Below are 16,870 nucleotides of genomic sequence, written 5' to 3'. Positions count from 1 at the left end.
TTCCATCCGGACGACTGCGGGGTTAACGCATGGTTGCAGGCTCCGTTAACCTGCTTTCGAGCTGATCGGCAACGCCCTGGCCGCGGCCGCGATCCTAGCGGTCGATCCGGGTCGACAGGATGATCGACGACAGAGTGCGCTCGACGCCGTCCAGCGCGCCGATGCGATCGATCACGAGATCGAGGTCGGCGACCGACGGCGCCTCGACGACGATGATCATGTCGAAATTGCCGCTGACCGAATGCAGCGTGCGCACCTCGGCCATGCCGCGCAGCGCGGCCGCGACGGCTGCCGACTGTTTCGGCGGCACCGTCACCAGAATATGCGCCTTGACCAAGTTCCGTTCATGCTCCGGCGACAGTTTCACGCCATAGCCGGCGATCACGCCCTGCCGCTCCAGCCGCTCGATGCGGCTTTGAACCGTGGTGCGCGACACGCCGAGCCGGCGCGCCAGCTCGGCGGTCGAGGCGCGGGCGTTCTCGCGCAGCAGGGCGATCAGGGCGCGGTCGGCTTGGGTCGTCATTTCGAGCAATCTTGTCGGCGAAATGTCCAAATGGAACCTTTATAAGTTTCCTATAGAGGCTTTCTTTCGACGGGCAAGCTGCGATGATTCCGCCGGATCGGTTGCGCGGAGGTTCGCCATGAAAGAGATCGTCATCGCCGGAGCCGGCAAGATCGGCTCGACCATCGCCGACCTGCTCGCCGCCAGCGGCGACTATCGTGTCACGGTCGTCGATCGTTCGCAGGCGCAGCTCGACGGGCTCGACACCGCGCAGCCGGTCAAGCGGCTGCGCATCGACCTCGCCGACGGCGCCGAACTCGACGCCGTGCTCGCCGGAAAGTTCGCGGTGCTGTCGGCCGCTCCCTTCCATCTGACCGTCAAGATCGCCGAAGCCGCCGCCCGCGCCGGCGTGCACTATCTCGACCTCACCGAGGACGTGGCGAGCACCCGCCGCGTCAAGGAGCTGGCGGCGACGGCAAAGAGCGCCTTCATCCCGCAATGCGGCCTGGCGCCCGGCTTCGTCTCCATCGTCGCCAACGACCTGGCAAGACGCTTCGACACGCTGGAGAGCGTGCGCATGCGCGTCGGCGCGCTGCCGCAATACCCGTCGAATGCGCTCAACTACAACCTGACCTGGAGCACCGACGGGGTCATCAACGAATATTGCGAGCCCTGCGAGGCGATCGTCGAGGGCGAGCTGGTCGAGGTGCCGCCGCTGGAGGAACGCGAGGAGTTCTCGCTCGACGGCATCACCTACGAGGCGTTCAACACCTCGGGCGGGCTGGGCACGCTGTGCGAGACCTATGCCGGCAAGGTGCGCACGCTGAACTACCGCACCATCCGCTATCCCGGCCACGCGGCGATCATGAAGGCGCTGCTCAACGACCTCGGCCTGCGCCACCGCCGCGAGGTGCTGAAGGACATCCTGGAGAACGCCCTGCCGGCGACGCTGCAGGACGTGGTGGTCATCTTCGTCACCGTCGCCGGCCGCAAGGGCGGGCGGCTGCTGCAGGAGAGCTACGCCAACAAGATCTACAGCCGCCAGATCGGCGGCGTGACGCGCAGCGCCATCCAGATCACCACCGCCTCCGGCATCGCCGCCGTGCTCGACCTGCTCGCCGGGGGCCGGCTGCCGCAGGAAGGTTTCGTCCGCCAGGAGGACATCGCGCTCGACGCGTTCCTGGCCAACCGCTTCGGCCACAACTATGCCCAGGCGAGCGCCGGGCACCTGGCGGCATAGCGCGACCACCCCTCCTCCTTGCGGGGAGGGTGGCCAGCCGAAGGCTGGCCGGGTGGGATAACCTCGGAAGCGCGGGACGCTCAGAAACTGCGCCGACCCGACACCAAAGAGGGCGTCGAGCACGGCCGTTGCGACCCCACCCGGCCAGACTTCGTCTGGCCACCCCTCAAGGGGGAGGGATTAATCGTTGTGCAGGCGGAACTCCAAGTAGAGGTTGCGCTGCAGGATCGAGTGGTTGTCGTCGGAGATGACCGACACCATGGTGGCGCCGTCGGCGCGCTGCCAGACGTCCATGCCTTCCATGTTGTCGATCTGGTAAGCCATGTCGGCCTCCAGCAGCACGGGGCCGTCGGCGACCTTTCCCCGAGCGATCGAGGCGCCGGCGATGCGGCGCAGCCGCATCTTGACGCCGTCGGCCATCCTGTAGCTGCGCTCCAGCAAGAGCAGGTCGCCGTCGGGCAGGAAGGCGCCGTCGGTGATGTCGAAGTCGCCGCTGCGCTTCACCGTGAAGATGCCCTTGTCTGGCCCTTCGATGATGGCGGCGAAGATGTTGCCGGCCTTGTCGAGGCTCTTTTCCGAGACGACGACCAGCCCGCCGCGATGCGGCCCGTCAGCCGGCGCCCGCGTCACCGTCTCGAAGCCGCGGTTCTGGCGCAGCTCGTTCTTCGGCACCAGGAAGTCGAGCTGGCGCACCGGCGCCCTCATGTCGCCGGGCTCGATGCGGAACTGGGCGATGCGGTGGTTGCGCTCGAAGCCGACCGTGGCGACGTTGCCCTCGACGTCCAGTCCTTCGGCGTCGACCTCCCATTTCCTGCCGATCGGCTGGCCGGCCTCGTCGACCATCGGCACCATGCGGAAATTCTCGACGCCGGCCGGCCGGCCCTGTGCGTCACGGGCGATCGTGCCGAAGAACCAGAAGCCGGTGTCGGCGACGCCGATGAAGTCCGATCCGGGTTTCAGGAAACGGAACGCCGACATGGCGCCGAAATCGGCGCCCCGCGCCGTCATCTCGAGCCCGCCGACGAATTCGAGAGGCCCGAACTGCTTCTGGTCGCGGCCGATGTGGAAGCGTTCGATCGGGCGCGACGTGACGTCCATGCGCTCGACAGGGGCGGGATCGGCATGGGCGGGCGCAGAAGGCAGATGGCAGATGAGAGCAGCGAGGAGCCATCCAGCCAACGCTACGTTCCTTCGCACCCCCCTCTGCCCTGCCGGACATCTCCCCCGCAAGGGGGGAGATTGGTCGTCACCGCGGCTTTCGCCAATCACCAGCCTTGCAGGAGAGACGGCAGGGTCGAAACTGCCAATCTCCCCCCTTGCGGGGGAGATGTCCGGCAGGACAGAGGGGGGTGCGACAGAGCGCGACGCCAGCCGTTCAGAGATCAATCGCGCCAAACGGAAACCAGCGCTCATCCAGCCCGCCGAAAACCGCCCGACCGGCGCATGTCGCGCGGCGTCTCCTCTTCGAACAGCCCCGCGAGCTGCTCGGTCATGGCGCCGGCAAGCTCCTCGGCGTCGACGATGGTGACGGCACGGCGGTAGTAGCGCGTCACGTCGTGGCCGATGCCGATGGCCAGCAGTTCGACCGGCGAGCGCGTCTCGATCAGCTCGATGACGCCGCGCAGGTGCCGCTCCAGATAATTGCCGGGATTGACCGACAGCGTCGAATCGTCGACCGGCGCGCCGTCCGAGATCATCATCAGGATCTTGCGCTGCTCCGGCCGCCCGATCAGGCGGTTGTGCGCCCACAGCAGCGCCTCGCCGTCGATGTTCTCCTTGAGCAGCCCCTCGCGCATCATCAGGCCGAGGTTGCGGCGGGCGCGCCGCCATGGCGTGTCGGCGCTCTTGTAGATGATGTGGCGCAAATCGTTGAGCCGGCCGGGATTGGCCGGCTTGCCGTCCTTCAGCCACTTCTCGCGCGCCTGCCCGCCCTTCCAGGCGCGGGTGGTGAAGCCGAGGATCTCGACGGACACGCCGCAGCGCTCCAGCGTGCGCGCCAGAATGTCGGCGCAGGTCGCCGCCACGGTGATCGGCCGGCCGCGCATCGAGCCGGAATTGTCGAGCACCAGCGTCACCACGGTGTCGCGGAACTTGGTGTCGCGCTCCTGCTTGAAGGACAGCGGCTGCATCGGGTCGAGCACCACCCTGACCAGGCGGGCCGGATCGAGGTAGCCCTCCTCCAGGTCGAAGTCCCAGGAGCGGTTCTGCTGCGCCATCAGGCGGCGCTGCAGCCGGTTGGCGAGCCGCCCGACCACGCCCGAGAGGTTGGCGAGCTGCTTGTCGAGGAAGGCGCGCAGCCGGTCGAGCTCCTCCTCGTCGCACAGATCCTCCGCCCCTATGGTCTCGTCGAAGGCGGTGGTGAAGACCTTGTAGTCGATCTCCTTCGGCAGGTTGGTGAACGGGTTGTCCTTGCGCCTGGCCTCGCCGGGGGTCTCGGCGTCGGCCTCCTCGTCGTCGGAGACGTCGTCCGTGTCGGCGTCGGCGGCTTCCATCTCGCCGGCCTGCTCGTCCTCGGAGGAGGCGTCGGTTTCCTCGGGCTGGGCCTGCTCGCCGGCGGAATCGTCCTCGCCGCCCTCCTCGCTGTTCTCCTCGCCCTGCGGCTCGTTCTCCTCGCTGTCGGTCTCGTCGCTCTGCTGGTCGTCGGCGAGTTCCTCGGCCATGCTCATGGAAGCGAGCATGTCGCGCACCAGCCGGGCGAAGGCCTGCTGGTCGTCGAGCTTGTCGGCGAGCCCGTCGAGCACCGCGCCGGACTTCTCCTCCACCCAGTCGCGCCACAGCGACACCATCTTCTCGCCGCTCTTGGGCACCGGCCGGCCGGTCAGCTTTTCGCGCACCATCAGCGCCAGCGCCTCTTCCAGCGGCGCTTCCGCCTGGTCGCGCACGTCCGACAGGTTGGCGCGGACGTATTTGTCCTCCAGCATGTGGCCGATATTGTCGGCGACGCCGGCCATGCGGCGCGAGCCGATCGATTCCACCCGCGCCTGCTCGACCGCGTCGAACACGGCGCGCGCCTGCTTGCCTTCGGGCGCCAGCCGCGTGTGGACGCGCGTGTCGTGGCAGGCGCGCTTCAGCGCCATCGAATCGCCCAGCCCGCGCGTCACCGCGACGTCGGCCGCTGTCGGCTTCTTGGGCAGGTCGGGCAGCCGCGCCCGGCTGCCGGCCAGCGCCGGCTTGTCCTTGGCGAAGCCGACCTCCAGCTCGCGGTCGCCGGAGATGGCGCGCATGCACACCGTCACCGCACGCTTGAACTGGTCGGTGTCGGCGCCGGGCTTCGGCTTGTTGCGGGTGTTGTCGCCGGGGCCGGCCACGAAAACCTCTCTCTAATAATCCAGCGACACGAGGGTCGCACCGTTGCGGGCGGCGTAGGCGTTCTGCGTAGCATACAGCTGGTGCGGCACGCACACACTCGCGATCTCTTCAAGCGCCCCGGGCCGCACCGTCCGGATCGTCACGGAGTACCCGACGGTCCAGGTCAGGATGCGCGGCCGCGCGTCGACGCAATAGGCATAGGCGCAACGGGTGACCCAATGCTCGCCAGGCCTGGTCGAGCAGGAAGCGCCGTTTCGGAGCAAAGTCTTCACCGTCTCGTGGCGTTCCCGCGTATCCAGCCGGGGCGGGAAGTAGCCGAGCTGGGTGGTCGTGCTCAACAGGAAATCGCCATTCGGGACGGTCGGATATGCCGCGCATCCACAGGCCAGCAGGCAGAGCAGGCTCCATCCGAACCGGCTCACTGGACGCTCCCGCTCGACTTGGCACCGCCGCGCTCTCCGCGCAAATTGTCGCCGGGGCCTGCCATCAAAATTCTTTTCGCTCCCGCCAACGCCGTACAGGCCTACTCCGCGGCCATGGAATTGCGATAAGACGGCACGGGAATAGCGTCGCCGTCGTTCACGGCTGCTTCCGCCCATTCCAATGCGGCCAGCCTTACGTCTTCTATGGCATCCATCTCCGTCTGGCCGTCACCCGTGCAACCTGGCAAGGCAGGGATAGTCGCGAGCCAGCCTCCACCTTCCGCGTCTTTCAGTGGCCGCACGGTGACTTCGTAGGCTGCCGGGTCGAACAAGGCGCCTCCCGCATCGACGAGCTTCGAACGCACGATCATGTCTCACCTTCCTCATCCAGGAACTCGACAAGCATCGCAATATACACCGGCTTGATGGGTCGGCGCGCGGGTATTGTGAGGCGGCGGCCGCCATGCGCATTGCCAACCTTGAAGTGCGAACCGCCAGCCGGCTTCATGCAGGAGACGCCGGCTTCCCTACATGCCTTCTCGACATCGCTGATCTGCCAGTCCGCCCGGGGATTGGCGCGCATGCGGTCGATCGTTTTGCCCATCGTTGCGCATCTCGCCCGCCAGCGCTGCTAGCTCAGCACCACGTTGGCCGCGCTCTCCGGCAGGTCCTGCCCGAACGAGCGCTGGTAGAATTCCGCCACGATCGGCCGCTCCAGCTCGTCGCACTTGTTGAGGAAGGTGAGCCGGAAGGCCATGCCGACGTCGCCGAAGATCTCCGCGTTCTCGGCCCAGGTGATCACCGTGCGAGGGCTCATGACGGTGGAGAGGTCGCCGTTGATGAAGGCCGAGCGGGTCATGTCGGCCACCCGCACCATCTTGTTGACGATGTCCTTGCCCTTGGCGTCGCGGTAGTGCTTGGCCTTGGCCAGCACGATCGCCACCTCGTTGTCGTGCGGCAGGTAGTTGAGCGTGGTGACGATCGACCAGCGGTCCATCTGGGCCTGGTTGATCTGCTGGGTGCCGTGGTAAAGACCGGTGGTGTCGCCCAGCCCGACCGTGTTGGCGGTGGCGAACAGGCGGAAGGCCGGATGCGGCCGGATGACGCGGCTCTGGTCGAGCAGCGTCAGGCGGCCGGAGCTTTCCAGCACGCGCTGGATGACGAACATCACGTCCGGGCGGCCGGCATCGTATTCGTCGAAGCAGAGCGCCACATTGTGCTGGTAGGCCCAGGGCAGGATGCCGTCACGGAACTCGGTGACCTGCTTGCCCTCCTTCAGCACGATCGCGTCCTTGCCGACGAGATCGATGCGGCTGACATGGCTGTCGAGGTTGACGCGCACGCAGGGCCAGTTGAGGCGGGCCGCCACCTGCTCGATATGCGTCGACTTGCCGGTGCCGTGATAGCCCGACACCATGACGCGGCGGTTGAAGGCGAAGCCGGAGAGGATCGCCAGCGTCGTCTGCCTGTCGAACAGATAGTCGGGATCGAGATCCGGCACATGCTCGCTGGGCGTCGAATAGGCCGGCACGACCATCCTGGATTCGAAGCCGAACTTCTCCTTCACGGAGACCGTCGTGTCCGGCAGGTTTGCGATGTCGCGATCGACCTTGTTCATGCTGTCTCCACGAGCGAAGCCCGGGGCCTTCGCCGGCATATGATTGTCCGCTTGTCCGCGCGCGTCTTTAGAACCTTTTCCAGCCGGTTGAAAGTTGGAAAAAGGACCAGCAGCCCGTCGGCTCAGCAACGACCCGCCTGCCTGAGCATGCGATACGCCTGGATGACCTCGCGGAAGCGTTCTTCGGAACCCCTGTCGCCGCCATTGGTATCGGGATGGTGGCGCTTGACGAGTTCCTTATAGCGCGACTTGATGGCCGCGCCAGTCGCGTCGGCTGCAAGGCCAAGCGTTTCCAGTGCCTTGGCCTCAAGCGGCCTGGCCCGGATTTCGGCTGCCGGCGCCTCGGCACGCTGCTGCGAGAACAGGTTGAACGGATCGCGCACGTTCTTGTAATAGCCGGCGCGGCCCGAACGCTTGGTCGAGAAGTCGGGCGCGAAGCGGGCGCTGCCATTGGAGGCAACCGTCCAGGTCGGCCGATGGCCGGTCAGCGCCTCCTTCTGGAAGCGCGCGATCTCCGCCGCCGGTGCCCCGGCGAAATAGTTGAAGCCCTTGTTGTATTCGCGCACGTGGTCGAAGCAGAAGCGGAAATACTCCCCCTCGCGCATGCGTCCGACCGGCGCGCGATGCGTGCCCGCCTCCTTGCAGCCGTCCCACTGGCAGAGCGGCGCGGCCGCCTTCGCCTCGGCCTGGGGGTCGGGGCGCACGCGGATCTTCTCGAAATATTTCGAAAACGTGCTCATTCGGGCTGTTATGGTGCGTTCGCAGATGCGAAACAAGAATTGACATTTCGGGAAGGATCGCCCTAACCGCTGAATCGCGGATTAAATTTGACCGGCACCCCGCTCTCGCGACCGCCGGCCATGGCGTCCACAGGAGATATAATGTCCTTGCAGGTGGTTATCGAGGCCAAGCTGACCGAAACATTCGCGCCCGAACGGCTCGAGGTCGTCAACGAAAGCCATCTGCACGCCGGCCATCACCACGTCGAATCGGGGCATCACGCCACTTTCGACGGCACCGGCGAGACGCATTTCCGCATCCGCATCGTGTCGGCCGCCTTCGCCGGCAAGAGCCGGGTCGAGCGCCACCGCGCCGTCAACGACCTGCTCGCGCCCGAACTGAAGGCCGGCCTGCACGCGCTGGCGATCGAGCCGGCGGCACCCGGCGAGAAGACGCGGTGGTAAGGGGTTCCCCGCTCTCGGCGACGGTCGCTCTCCGCTGCGTTTTCCGACCCCATTACCAGATGGTCTGCACGTACCGATAGTCCTGCAGTTTCTCGTCGACCGTAACGAGCGGCGCGCCAAACTTGCGACTGGTCGCCACAATGATCCGATCGGCGGGATCCTTGTGAAGCTCACCGGGCAGTTCCGTGCTTCTCACAGCAATCTCGTTGTCGACCGGAACGAATGTCAGCGCGTCCAGCTCGCTGGCAACGGCAAGCCATTCGGCGACATCCATGGACAGGATCAGACGTTGGCGCCTCACGAGCATGGCGATTTCCCACGCGGTTATCGAAGACACCAGCAGTTCGCCATTCGCCTGTTCCCGCTCGATGACATGACGCGCCCGAGACGACAGGCGATCGTCACCCGTCACCCACCAAACGAGGGCATGCGTATCCAGGACGATCAATTCGCGGCGTCCCAATCGTCATCGGCAACCGGATCCGTCGGCCTGTCGTAGTACAGAACCGACCCGCGGAGAATTTCCAGGGGATCGCGCATCGGCGCCATGTAGCGGCGTATCTCCAGCGTCGGCTGGCCATGATCCGTCACGATGATCGATTCGCCGCTCGTTTCGACCTGCCGAAAATACTCCAGCGCCCTGGCTTTGAACTTCGATTTCGACACGCGCGCCGTCATCGCCATCTCCTATCTGATGGGAGTCGATGGTAGCAGGAATATGACTATAGGCAATGACTATGGCCACATTCCCGAAGACGGATGAACGATGACGGCTATTCGCCCTGCGACGTGAACTGCATCGTATAGACGCCGCCCGCGATCCCGTCGGCGATCGCCGGCGAGAAGCTCAGCGGCGTGCATTTCTCCACGGCGGCGATCGCCGCGCCGACGAAGGCCTTCCGGGCGTTGTCGTCCCCCTCGACGGCGATCGCCGTCGGCTTCGGCGGCCCCATCAGGCTGCCGTCGCGCTTGAAGCTGAAGCTCAGCGTGACCGAGGACTTCCCGGCGCCCGCCGGCGCCGTCCAGCAGGCCTGCAGCGCGGCGCCGACGGCATCCATCGTCTGCAGCGGCTCAGCCCTGGAGGGCGAATTCCAGCCGAGCAGGACGCCTGCGAAGATGGCGGCGGATAGCGATGATCTTTTCATGCAATGCCTCAAGACGGATTCGCCCCCTTGAGCTTTGCAGGATGATCGGCGGGAATCCAGAACAAACTCGCGTTGCGGCTCAAGACCTGTCCGTCCTCCCGGCTTCTCTGTTCGGCAACGATGCTGGTGCGTTCCGGCTGCGCCACGGCAACGAGCTCCGCAAAGACCAGATTGACGGGCCGTGGCCGCCGGCTCTACAATTGCCGCAACGATAAGGTCTGGCGGACCATCTGCCGTTCGGACCGCGACTTTTCAGAACTTGCTTGCGCATTCGCCTGGGGCAGCCGGCTTTCTCGAGATCGCCGGCCAATGTCGGCTATCGAGGTGATGCCATGGGCAGGACGCTTGCATTTCTGGCGGTGCTGGTCACCGCGCTGCTGTCGGTCGGCCAGCTTGCGGGGGCGACGCCGGACGGCAAGCGTGTCGCGCTGGTCATCGGCAACAGCGCCTACCGGCATGCGGTAACACTGCCCAATCCGAAGGCCGACGCCGCGCTGATGGCCAAGACGCTGCGCGCCGCCGGCTTCACCGTCGTCGAGGGCTCCGATCTCGACAAGGCCGGCATGAACGCCCTGCTCGACCAGTTCACCGAGGCGGCCTACGAGGCCGAGGTGGCGCTGGTCTATTATGCCGGGCACGGGCTGCAGGTCGACGGCCACAACTATCTGATCCCGGTCGACGCGCAGCTCGAGAAAGCCGCCCAGTTGCAGACGCGCACGGTGGCCATCGACAAGATCCTGTCGGCGCTGCCGCCGGACCCCGCCGTCGCCGTCGTCATCCTCGACGCATGCCGCGACAACCCGCTGGCGCGCACGCTGGCCCGCGCCCTGCCGGCGAGCCGCTCGTCGTCGCTCGGCGCCGGCCTTGCCGCCGTGCAGGCCAATGGCGAGAGCAGCGGCTCGGGCGGGCTGCTCATCGCCTACGCCACCGATCCCGGCGCCGTCGCCTATGACGGCAAGGACGTCAACAGCCCCTACACCGCGGCGCTTGCCAGGCACCTGACGACGCCCGGCCTGGAAATCCAGAGCGCCCTGACGCGCGTGCGTGCCGAGGTCTCCGACGCCACCAAGGGCGCGCAGCGGCCGTGGCACAACGCCTCGCTTGCCCGCGAGCTCTTCCTCGGCGGCGCGGCGCCGAAGGCGACGGTGCAACCCGGACAGCAGCTCACCCTCGGCAACGACGCGGCGCCGCCCGCGGCAAAATCCGATATCGACTGGACGATCGAGCAGAAGCTTTGGGACGAGGCCTCCAAACGCAACACGGTGGCGCATTACGAACTTTACCTGCAGCAGTTTCCGAACGGCAGCTTCGCCAAGCTCGCCAGCCTGAACATCGACCAACTCAGGCAGGACGGAACGCACGTCGCGGCCCTCGCCGCGCCGGCCGGCGAGGCGACCGCCACCGCTTCGCAGATCAGGACGGCGGTGGCGATCCCGGACGAGGTGAAGCAGGCGCCGGGTACGGCCGAGACGGAAGCGCAGCTTGCGCTCGACCGGGAAGGCCGCATCGACCTGCAATTGCGGCTCGGCGCGCTCGGCCACGCCACCGGCGGCGCCGACGGGGCGCTCGGGCCCAGGTCGCGCAGTGCCATTGCCGGCTGGCAGCGGCAGAACGGCATCGCCGAGACCACCTTTCTGACGCCGCGGCAGCACATGCTGCTGGTCGTGCAGACCGACCCGCTGATGGCGAAGGTGCGCGCGCAATACGAGAGCGACAAGCGCCAGGCCGCCGAGAACCAGCGGCAGAAGGCCAAGGCGGCGGAAGCGCAGCGGCAGAAGGCTCGCAAGGCCGCCGCCGCCAAGGCGGCCGAGGAACCGAAGAAGGCCAGGAAGGTGGCCAAGCAGGCGCCGCAGCGCAAGCAGCCGACCGCGCGCAGGCAGACACGGCGGCCGGCCGAGCGCGAACTCGTCCGCGAGGTCGAGCGCGAGCCGGTGCGCGAGAGCGGCGGCATCCTCGGCTCGCCGGAAGGCGCCGCCTTCGTCGGCGGCCTCGTCGGCGGCGCCATCGGCCGCATCATCGTGGACGAGTGAGGCGCACCGGGGTCGCGCCGCCGCGGCGGGACTGAGTTACCCCCACCCTAACCCCTCCCCAGGGGGAGGGGAATTTGCAGCCGCCATATCACTCGAAACCGTCGACGATTGGCACCTGGCGGAAAAGTCAGCCGGCCCCCTCCCCCTTGTGGGGAGGGGCTAGGGGTGGGGGTAAACTGATATGCGATTGCCCTGCCAGAGAGAGCACCCGCCGACCAGCTTGGCCCAAGCCAGGCACCCGGCCCGGCGTCAGGCGCTTGACGACAATTTCATCATCACCAGGCCGGAGACGATCAGGGCCGCGGCGGCGATGCGCATGGGATTGGCCGATTCGCCCAGCACCATGATGCCGACCAGGAACGCGCCGACCGCGCCGATGCCGGTCCAGATCGTGTAGGCCGTGCCGAGCGGCAGGGTGCGCATGGCGATCGACAGCAGGCCGAAGCTGCCGATCATGGTGACGATGGTGACGACGGTCGGCGCCAGGCGCGTGAAGCCATGCGACTGCTTCATCGTGTAGGCCCAGACGATTTCCAGGATTCCGGCGGCGACGAGATAGATCCAGGCCATTTTTTCGGCCCTCCTTGCGAAAAAGGGGCCGGGTCGTCCCGGATATGCTTCCCGAAATGGGGAGGTCGTCCTCTGGTCGGGAATATAGGCATCGCCGCCACGCCCCTTCAAGGCATATCGGCTATGCACGGAGGCGAGGTCTAGTGGCCGGGATGCAGCGCGTCGTTCAGGTACATGCAGGTCAGCATGGCGAAGATGTAGGCCTGGATGACCGACATCAGCAGTTCCAGCCCGGTCAGCGCGACGGTCATCAGCAGCGGCAGGACGGCCGCGGCCATGCCGGCCGCGCCCAGTCCGCTCAGCGCGACGACGAAGCCTGCGAATACTTTCAGGGTGATGTGGCCGGCCAGCATCACAGCGAACAGGCGGACGGAGTGGCTGATCGGCCGCGACAGGTAGGACACCACCTCGATGGGAATGATGATCGGCGCCAGCACGATGGGGATGCCCGCCGGCAGGAACAGCCGGAAGAAGCCGAGCCCGTGCCGCAGCAGGCCGTAGGCGGTGACCGTCAGGAACACCAGCATCGCCAGCGCGAAGGTGACGACGATGTGGCTGGTGACCGTGAAGGCGTAAGGGAACATGCCGATGAGGTTCGCCACCAGCACGAACATGAACAGCGAGAACACCAGCGGGAAGAAGCGCATGCCCTTCTCACCGGCATTCTCGCGCAGGGTTTTTGCGACGAACTCGTACAAAAGCTCGGCGGCCGATTGCCATCTCCCCGGCACGAGGCGGCGGTGGCGCGTCGACAGAAGCAGGAACGCGCCGGCAGCGAGCACCGTCAGCACCATGTGCAGCGACGAATTGGTGAAGGCGAGCTCGGCCCCGCCGAGCTCGCCGATCGTGTAGAGCGGCTTGATTTCGAATTGCTCGATCGGTCCCGCCATCGTCGGCCCCCTTGGGTATGGGGCCGTCCCCGACGAAGCGCACCGGCATAGGTCGTCCTATGCAGGCCGGCGACTACTACAGCGGCAGACGATGTTCAACATTCGTCGCACCGGCGATGTGCGGCAAAGCGTCTACACCACCCCGCGGATGCGGAGGCGGGTGATGCGGTTCTTCTCGCGCTTCATGACGATGAAGCGCTTGCCGTGGAAGGTGAAGGCCTGCTTCTCCTCGGGGATCGACTGCGTCTCGTGGATGACCAGCCCGGCGATCGTCACCGCCTCGTCGTCCGGCAGGTTCCAGTCGAGCGCCCGGTTCAGGTCGCGGATCGGCACCGAGCCGTCGACCACCACGGAGCCGTCGGCTTCCTGCTTGACGCCCTGCACGTCGATGTCGTGCTCGTCGGCGATGTCGCCGACGATCTCCTCGATGATGTCTTCCAGCGTCACCAGCCCTTCGACCTCGCCATATTCGTCGACCACGATGGCGAAATGCGCCTTGCGCCGCAGGAAGGCGTTGAGCTGGTCCTGCAGGCTGGTGGTGTCGGGCACGAACCACGGCTTCGTCGCGATCTTCGTCAGATCGATCTGCGAGGGGTCATTGCCGACCTCGCTGAGCGCCCGCAGCAGGTCCTTGGCGTGGATCACGCCGACGATGTTGTCGAGCGAGCCGCGCCACAGCGGCATGCGCGTGTGCGGGCTCTGGATGATCTCGCGCACGATCGCCTCGGTCGGGTTGTCGGCGTTGATCGAGCGCATGGCGGTGCGATGCACCATCACGTCGGACACCTCGCGCTCGCGCAGGTCCGCCAGGGCGGCAAGGCGGTCGGGCTTCTGATCCGGCGCGGCGTCGCGCGCGGATTCGCGGGCGGCGCCGTTCGTCTCCGCCGGCAGCGGTCCCGCGCTGTCCTTGCCGACTAGCTTGAGGCCGAACGCGGCAAGCAGCGGCCGGCGCAGGAGAAGCGTCAGCAGGACGACGACGATCGCGCCGCCCGCCCCGATGAGCACGCCGTCCATCATCCGCCGAGATGCTCCCTGAGGAAGGACAAGACCTCCGAGGCCGGCACGTCCCTGGCGATGAAGCATCGGCCGATGCCGCGCGTCAGGATGAAGGTGAGCGCGCCGCGCGACACCTTCTTGTCCTGGGCGATGTAGCCGAGCAGCCGCTCGGCGTCCGGCAGTTCGCCGGGAATGTCGGAGACGCGCCGGGGCAGCCCGACGGCGGCGAGATGCGCCTCCACCCGTGCCGCGTCGTCCGGACTGGCGAGGTTCATGCGGGCGGAAAAGCGATGCGCCAGCGCCATGCCGATCGCCACGCCCTCGCCATGCACCAGGCGGGAGCCGTCATAGCCCGTCGCCGCCTCCAGCGCGTGACCGAAGGTGTGGCCGAGATTGAGCAGCGCCCTGTCGCCGGTCTCGAACTCGTCGCGCGCCACCACCTCGGCCTTGGCGCGGCAGGATTCGGCGATCGCGGCGATCCGCGCCGGCCCGCCGGCAAACACCTCGCGCCAGTTGCGCTCGAGGAAGGCGAAGAACTCAGGCCGGTCGATCAGCCCGTATTTGGCGACCTCCGCATAGCCGGCGCGGAATTCGCGCTCCGACAGCGTGTCGAGCACGTCGGTGTCGGCCAGAACCAGCCGCGGCTGCTGGAACACGCCGACGAGGTTCTTGCCGTGGGCGGTGTTGATGCCGGTCTTGCCGCCGACCGAGGAATCGACCTGCGCCAGCAGCGACGTCGGCACCTGGACGAAATTCATGCCACGCCGGACGATGCCGGCGGCGAAGCCGGCAAGGTCGCCGATGACGCCGCCGCCCGCCGCGATCACCACGTCGCCGCGCTCCAGCCGCGCCGCCAATATCTTGTCGACCGCCTCTTGCAGGAAGGCGAAACTCTTGGTCTTCTCGCCGGCCGGCAGCACGATCGGCGTGGCGGCGATGCCGGCTGCCTCGAGGCTCGCGATCAGCGCCGGCAGATGGCGCGGCGCCACGTTCTCGTCGGTGACGATTGCCGCGCGCACGCCGGGCAGGCGCGCCGCGATCTCTGCCCCGGCGCGCGCCAGCAGGCCGTGGCCGATGAGGATGTCGTAGCCGCGCTCGCCCAGCGCCACCTTCACCGTCTCGGTTCGTTCAGCGGCCATGCTCGTCCCCCTGCCCCTTACCGTCCGACTTGTGCGTCAGATAGGCGGCGAGCGCGTCGATCACTTCGCCCACGATCACCTCCTTGCGCTCGTCGCGCGTCGGCACGGTAAGGTCCGCCAGCGCATAGACGGGATAGCGGTCGTGCATAAGCCGCTCCAGCGTGGCGCGCGGATCGTCGGTCTTGAGCAGCGGCCGGTTCTGCTTCTTGGCGACGCGCGCGAACAGCACGTCGACGTCCGCCTTGAGCCAGATCGACACCGCCTGCTCGCCGATCCAGGCGCGCGTCTGCGCGTTCATGAAGGCGCCGCCGCCGGTCGACAGCACCTGCGGGCCGCTTTCCAGCACGCGGTGGATGACGCGCTGCTCCAGCGCCCGGAACTCCGGCTCGCCGTACCGCTCGAACAGTTCCGGGACGGTCATGCGCGAGACCTCTTCGATCTCGTGGTCGCTGTCGACGAAGGGCAGGCCGAGCAGCGTCGCGAGCTTGCGCCCGATCGCCGTCTTGCCGGCGCCCATCAGGCCGACGAAGACGATCGACCGGCCGCCGAGCCGCGCCACAATGTCCTCCGCCTGAAATGTCGCCGCTTCCGCCGCCATCACCGTCGTCCTGTCGTGGCGCGTATCCATAGCAAAAGCCTCGTAGCGTCAAGGCTATGGGCAAGCATGCGGCGCCGCGGGCGGCCTTGAAGCGGCCGCATCGCCACCGCATAAGCATCGGCGGAAGGAACAAGGGCCGATTCGCTCATGCCGACCCTCTCCCGCTTTCTGATGATCATCGGCGTCGCGGTGGCGCTGGCTTATGCCGCCATGTATGCGCTGGTGTTTTTCGTCGAGCCGCGGCAGGGCGAGATGATCGCGCCGGTGGCGCTCGACCGGCTGGAGCAGAAGGGGCAGCCCACCCAATGAGGAACGCCGCCGCCATCGAGGCCTTTCTCGAGATGATGAGCGCCGAGCGCGGCGCCGCCGCCAACACGCTGTCCTCCTACCGCCGCGACTTGGAGGACGCCGGCGAGGCGATCGGCGGCCTCGCCCAGGCCGATGCCGCCGGCATCCGTGACTACCTCGCCGACATTTCCGCCCGCGGCTTCGCCGCGACGTCGCAGGCGCGAAAGCTGTCGGTGCTGCGGCAGTTCTTCAAGTTCCTCTATGCCGAGGGTCTTCGCGCCGACGACCCGACCGGGACGCTCGACGCGCCGCGCAGGGATCGGCCGCTGCCGAAAACCATGAGCGAGGCCGAGACCTCGCGCCTGCTCGACCGCGCCGCGGCGGAGGCGGCCGAGCGTCCCGACGATGCAGGCGCCGCCCGCATGCATGCGCTGGTCGAGGTGCTCTACGCCACCGGCCTGCGCGTGTCGGAGCTGGTCGGCCTGCCGCTGAGCGTGGCGACCCGCGACGATCGCTTCTTCATCGTCACCGGCAAGGGCAACAAGGAGCGCATGGTGCCGCTGTCGCAGAAGGCGCGCAGCGCCATGCGCGGCTGGCTCGCCCGGCGCGCCGCCAACCCCGCCTTCGCCGAAAGCCCGCATCTCTTCCCAGCCGCCTCCGACACCGGCTATCTGCCGCGCCAAGTGTTCGGGCGCGACCTGAAGGCGCTGGCGGCGCGGGCCGGCATCGCCTCGGCAAAAATCTCGCCGCACGTCATCCGCCATGCCTTCGCCAGCCATCTGCTGCAGAACGGCGCGGACCTGCGCGCCGTCCAGCAATTGCTCGGCCATGCCGACATCTCGACCACGCAAATCTACACCCATGTGCTGGAAGAACGGCTTATGCGCCTGGTCAACGAGCATCACCCGCTTGCCGACGCGCCAAGCTGACGCTATGTGG

The 16,870-nt window shown here is 67.1% G+C and carries 21 protein-coding genes; 5 read left to right on the top strand and 16 right to left on the bottom strand.

The features are described 5' to 3' along the window. Positions 1-94 precede the first annotated feature (94 nt). Positions 95-523: an Lrp/AsnC family transcriptional regulator gene (locus AC5JDC_RS13960; protein ID WP_106775600.1), complete on the bottom strand. Its 429-nt coding sequence runs from the start codon at positions 521-523 to the stop codon at positions 95-97. 118 nt (positions 524-641) lie between these two features. Between AC5JDC_RS13960 and AC5JDC_RS13955 the strand changes: the two genes are divergently transcribed. Next, positions 642-1,742: a saccharopine dehydrogenase family protein gene (locus AC5JDC_RS13955; protein WP_495841936.1), complete on the top strand. Its 1,101-nt coding sequence runs from the start codon at positions 642-644 to the stop codon at positions 1,740-1,742. A 180-nt stretch (positions 1,743-1,922) separates the two neighbouring features. On the opposite strand, the gene AC5JDC_RS13950 is transcribed toward AC5JDC_RS13955, so the two are convergent. From AC5JDC_RS13950 to AC5JDC_RS13920, 7 genes are all read right to left on the bottom strand, one after another. After that, positions 1,923-2,921 (bottom strand): esterase-like activity of phytase family protein, encoded by a 999-nt coding sequence (locus tag AC5JDC_RS13950; protein WP_495841934.1) that lies wholly within the window; start codon positions 2,919-2,921, stop codon positions 1,923-1,925. A 230-nt stretch (positions 2,922-3,151) separates the two neighbouring features. Continuing rightward, positions 3,152-5,050 (bottom strand): cobaltochelatase subunit CobT, encoded by a 1,899-nt coding sequence (gene cobT / locus AC5JDC_RS13945; RefSeq protein WP_106775085.1) that lies wholly within the window; start codon positions 5,048-5,050, stop codon positions 3,152-3,154. A 12-nt stretch (positions 5,051-5,062) separates the two neighbouring features. Further along, positions 5,063-5,473 carry a hypothetical protein gene (locus AC5JDC_RS13940; RefSeq protein ID WP_106775084.1) on the bottom strand — a complete coding sequence of 137 codons (411 nt, stop codon included), beginning with the start codon at positions 5,471-5,473 and terminating at the stop codon, positions 5,063-5,065. Between the two features lie 101 nt (positions 5,474-5,574). Further along, positions 5,575-5,844: a type II toxin-antitoxin system HicB family antitoxin gene (locus tag AC5JDC_RS13935; RefSeq protein WP_495841931.1), complete on the bottom strand. Its 270-nt coding sequence runs from the start codon at positions 5,842-5,844 to the stop codon at positions 5,575-5,577. Next, a complete protein-coding gene (locus AC5JDC_RS13930) occupies positions 5,841-6,077 on the bottom strand; it encodes a type II toxin-antitoxin system HicA family toxin (RefSeq protein ID WP_495841929.1) in 237 nt (78 codons plus the stop codon). Before AC5JDC_RS13930 ends, AC5JDC_RS13935 begins: the two co-directional genes overlap by 4 nt. Before the next feature lie 27 nt (positions 6,078-6,104). Continuing rightward, positions 6,105-7,091, bottom strand: coding sequence for a cobaltochelatase subunit CobS (cobS, locus tag AC5JDC_RS13925; protein ID WP_106775083.1), 987 nt, complete (start codon positions 7,089-7,091; stop codon positions 6,105-6,107). Positions 7,092-7,213: 122 nt separating this feature from the next. Then, complete coding sequence (locus AC5JDC_RS13920; RefSeq protein WP_495841927.1) at positions 7,214-7,831, bottom strand: J domain-containing protein; 618 nt, start codon at positions 7,829-7,831, stop codon at positions 7,214-7,216. Positions 7,832-7,972: 141 nt separating this feature from the next. Here AC5JDC_RS13920 and AC5JDC_RS13915 point away from each other — a divergent pair, with 141 nt between their 5' ends. Beyond that, positions 7,973-8,275: a BolA family protein gene (locus AC5JDC_RS13915; protein ID WP_495841925.1), complete on the top strand. Its 303-nt coding sequence runs from the start codon at positions 7,973-7,975 to the stop codon at positions 8,273-8,275. A gap of 52 nt (positions 8,276-8,327) precedes the next feature. Here the strand turns inward: AC5JDC_RS13915 and AC5JDC_RS13910 are convergent, their stop codons facing one another. From AC5JDC_RS13910 to tolA, 3 genes are all read right to left on the bottom strand, one after another. After that, on the bottom strand, positions 8,328-8,723 hold the full coding sequence (locus AC5JDC_RS13910) for a type II toxin-antitoxin system VapC family toxin (protein WP_495841923.1): 396 nt from the start codon (positions 8,721-8,723) through the stop codon (positions 8,328-8,330). Next, positions 8,720-8,953 (bottom strand): type II toxin-antitoxin system Phd/YefM family antitoxin, encoded by a 234-nt coding sequence (locus AC5JDC_RS13905; protein ID WP_495841921.1) that lies wholly within the window; start codon positions 8,951-8,953, stop codon positions 8,720-8,722. Before AC5JDC_RS13905 ends, AC5JDC_RS13910 begins: the two co-directional genes overlap by 4 nt. A 95-nt stretch (positions 8,954-9,048) precedes the next feature. Then, complete coding sequence (gene tolA / locus AC5JDC_RS13900; protein WP_495841919.1) at positions 9,049-9,420, bottom strand: cell envelope integrity protein TolA; 372 nt, start codon at positions 9,418-9,420, stop codon at positions 9,049-9,051. 332 nt (positions 9,421-9,752) lie between these two features. On the opposite strand from tolA, the gene AC5JDC_RS13895 reads away from it, so the two are divergent. Continuing rightward, entirely contained in the window at positions 9,753-11,450 is a 1,698-nt protein-coding gene (locus AC5JDC_RS13895) for a caspase family protein (protein ID WP_495841917.1), read from the top strand. Between the two features lie 249 nt (positions 11,451-11,699). Here the strand turns inward: AC5JDC_RS13895 and sugE are convergent, their stop codons facing one another. The 5 genes from sugE to AC5JDC_RS13870 all read right to left on the bottom strand — a co-directional run bounded on the left by sugE (position 11,700) and on the right by AC5JDC_RS13870 (position 15,643). Next, positions 11,700-12,020 (bottom strand): quaternary ammonium compound efflux SMR transporter SugE, encoded by a 321-nt coding sequence (gene sugE / locus AC5JDC_RS13890; protein WP_106775077.1) that lies wholly within the window; start codon positions 12,018-12,020, stop codon positions 11,700-11,702. 140 nt (positions 12,021-12,160) lie between these two features. Further along, positions 12,161-12,910, bottom strand: a complete 750-nt coding sequence (locus tag AC5JDC_RS13885) for a F0F1 ATP synthase subunit A (RefSeq protein ID WP_495841915.1) — start codon at positions 12,908-12,910, stop codon at positions 12,161-12,163. Between the two features lie 132 nt (positions 12,911-13,042). Beyond that, positions 13,043-13,927 carry a transporter associated domain-containing protein gene (locus tag AC5JDC_RS13880; protein WP_495841913.1) on the bottom strand — a complete coding sequence of 295 codons (885 nt, stop codon included), beginning with the start codon at positions 13,925-13,927 and terminating at the stop codon, positions 13,043-13,045. Continuing rightward, the gene (aroB, locus tag AC5JDC_RS13875; RefSeq protein WP_495841911.1) at positions 13,924-15,045 is read right to left on the bottom strand and encodes a 3-dehydroquinate synthase; all 1,122 of its coding nucleotides are present in this window, start codon (positions 15,043-15,045) and stop codon (positions 13,924-13,926) included. The genes AC5JDC_RS13880 and aroB overlap by 4 nt, the downstream gene beginning before the upstream one ends. Continuing rightward, positions 15,035-15,643, bottom strand: coding sequence for a shikimate kinase (locus AC5JDC_RS13870; RefSeq protein ID WP_106775091.1), 609 nt, complete (start codon positions 15,641-15,643; stop codon positions 15,035-15,037). The genes aroB and AC5JDC_RS13870 overlap by 11 nt, the downstream gene beginning before the upstream one ends. A gap of 147 nt (positions 15,644-15,790) precedes the next feature. Here AC5JDC_RS13870 and AC5JDC_RS13865 point away from each other — a divergent pair, with 147 nt between their 5' ends. Both AC5JDC_RS13865 and AC5JDC_RS13860 read left to right on the top strand, forming a co-directional pair. Next, the gene (locus AC5JDC_RS13865) at positions 15,791-15,952 is read left to right on the top strand and encodes a hypothetical protein (protein WP_495841910.1); all 162 of its coding nucleotides are present in this window, start codon (positions 15,791-15,793) and stop codon (positions 15,950-15,952) included. Further along, positions 15,949-16,860, top strand: coding sequence for a site-specific tyrosine recombinase XerD (locus AC5JDC_RS13860; RefSeq protein WP_495841908.1), 912 nt, complete (start codon positions 15,949-15,951; stop codon positions 16,858-16,860). Before AC5JDC_RS13865 ends, AC5JDC_RS13860 begins: the two co-directional genes overlap by 4 nt. The last annotated feature ends 10 nt before the right edge of the window (positions 16,861-16,870 follow it).

The sequence above is a fragment of the Kumtagia sp. genome, assembly GCF_059502445.1.
This window is presented reverse-complemented; position numbering and strand designations above follow the sequence as displayed.

Bases quoted from the DNA above. Each gene is read 5' to 3' on its own strand.
- AC5JDC_RS13915 (WP_495841925.1), top strand. From the start codon at position 7,973: ATGTCCTTGCAGGTGGTTATCGAGGCCAAGCTGACCGAAACATTCGCG.
- AC5JDC_RS13960 (WP_106775600.1), bottom strand. From the start codon at position 523: ATGACGACCCAAGCCGACCGCGCCCTGATCGCCCTGCTGCGCGAGAAC.
- AC5JDC_RS13885 (WP_495841915.1), bottom strand. From the start codon at position 12,910: ATGGCGGGACCGATCGAGCAATTCGAAATCAAGCCGCTCTACACGATC.
- AC5JDC_RS13955 (WP_495841936.1), top strand. From the start codon at position 642: ATGAAAGAGATCGTCATCGCCGGAGCCGGCAAGATCGGCTCGACCATC.
- aroB (WP_495841911.1), bottom strand. From the start codon at position 15,045: ATGGCCGCTGAACGAACCGAGACGGTGAAGGTGGCGCTGGGCGAGCGC.
- AC5JDC_RS13860 (WP_495841908.1), top strand. From the start codon at position 15,949: ATGAGGAACGCCGCCGCCATCGAGGCCTTTCTCGAGATGATGAGCGCC.
- cobS (WP_106775083.1), bottom strand. From the start codon at position 7,091: ATGAACAAGGTCGATCGCGACATCGCAAACCTGCCGGACACGACGGTC.
- AC5JDC_RS13880 (WP_495841913.1), bottom strand. From the start codon at position 13,927: ATGATGGACGGCGTGCTCATCGGGGCGGGCGGCGCGATCGTCGTCGTC.
- AC5JDC_RS13920 (WP_495841927.1), bottom strand. From the start codon at position 7,831: ATGAGCACGTTTTCGAAATATTTCGAGAAGATCCGCGTGCGCCCCGAC.
- AC5JDC_RS13895 (WP_495841917.1), top strand. From the start codon at position 9,753: ATGGGCAGGACGCTTGCATTTCTGGCGGTGCTGGTCACCGCGCTGCTG.
- AC5JDC_RS13865 (WP_495841910.1), top strand. From the start codon at position 15,791: ATGCCGACCCTCTCCCGCTTTCTGATGATCATCGGCGTCGCGGTGGCG.
- AC5JDC_RS13930 (WP_495841929.1), bottom strand. From the start codon at position 6,077: ATGGGCAAAACGATCGACCGCATGCGCGCCAATCCCCGGGCGGACTGG.
- AC5JDC_RS13935 (WP_495841931.1), bottom strand. From the start codon at position 5,844: ATGATCGTGCGTTCGAAGCTCGTCGATGCGGGAGGCGCCTTGTTCGAC.
- sugE (WP_106775077.1), bottom strand. From the start codon at position 12,020: ATGGCCTGGATCTATCTCGTCGCCGCCGGAATCCTGGAAATCGTCTGG.
- AC5JDC_RS13870 (WP_106775091.1), bottom strand. From the start codon at position 15,643: ATGGCGGCGGAAGCGGCGACATTTCAGGCGGAGGACATTGTGGCGCGG.
- tolA (WP_495841919.1), bottom strand. From the start codon at position 9,420: ATGAAAAGATCATCGCTATCCGCCGCCATCTTCGCAGGCGTCCTGCTC.
- AC5JDC_RS13905 (WP_495841921.1), bottom strand. From the start codon at position 8,953: ATGACGGCGCGCGTGTCGAAATCGAAGTTCAAAGCCAGGGCGCTGGAG.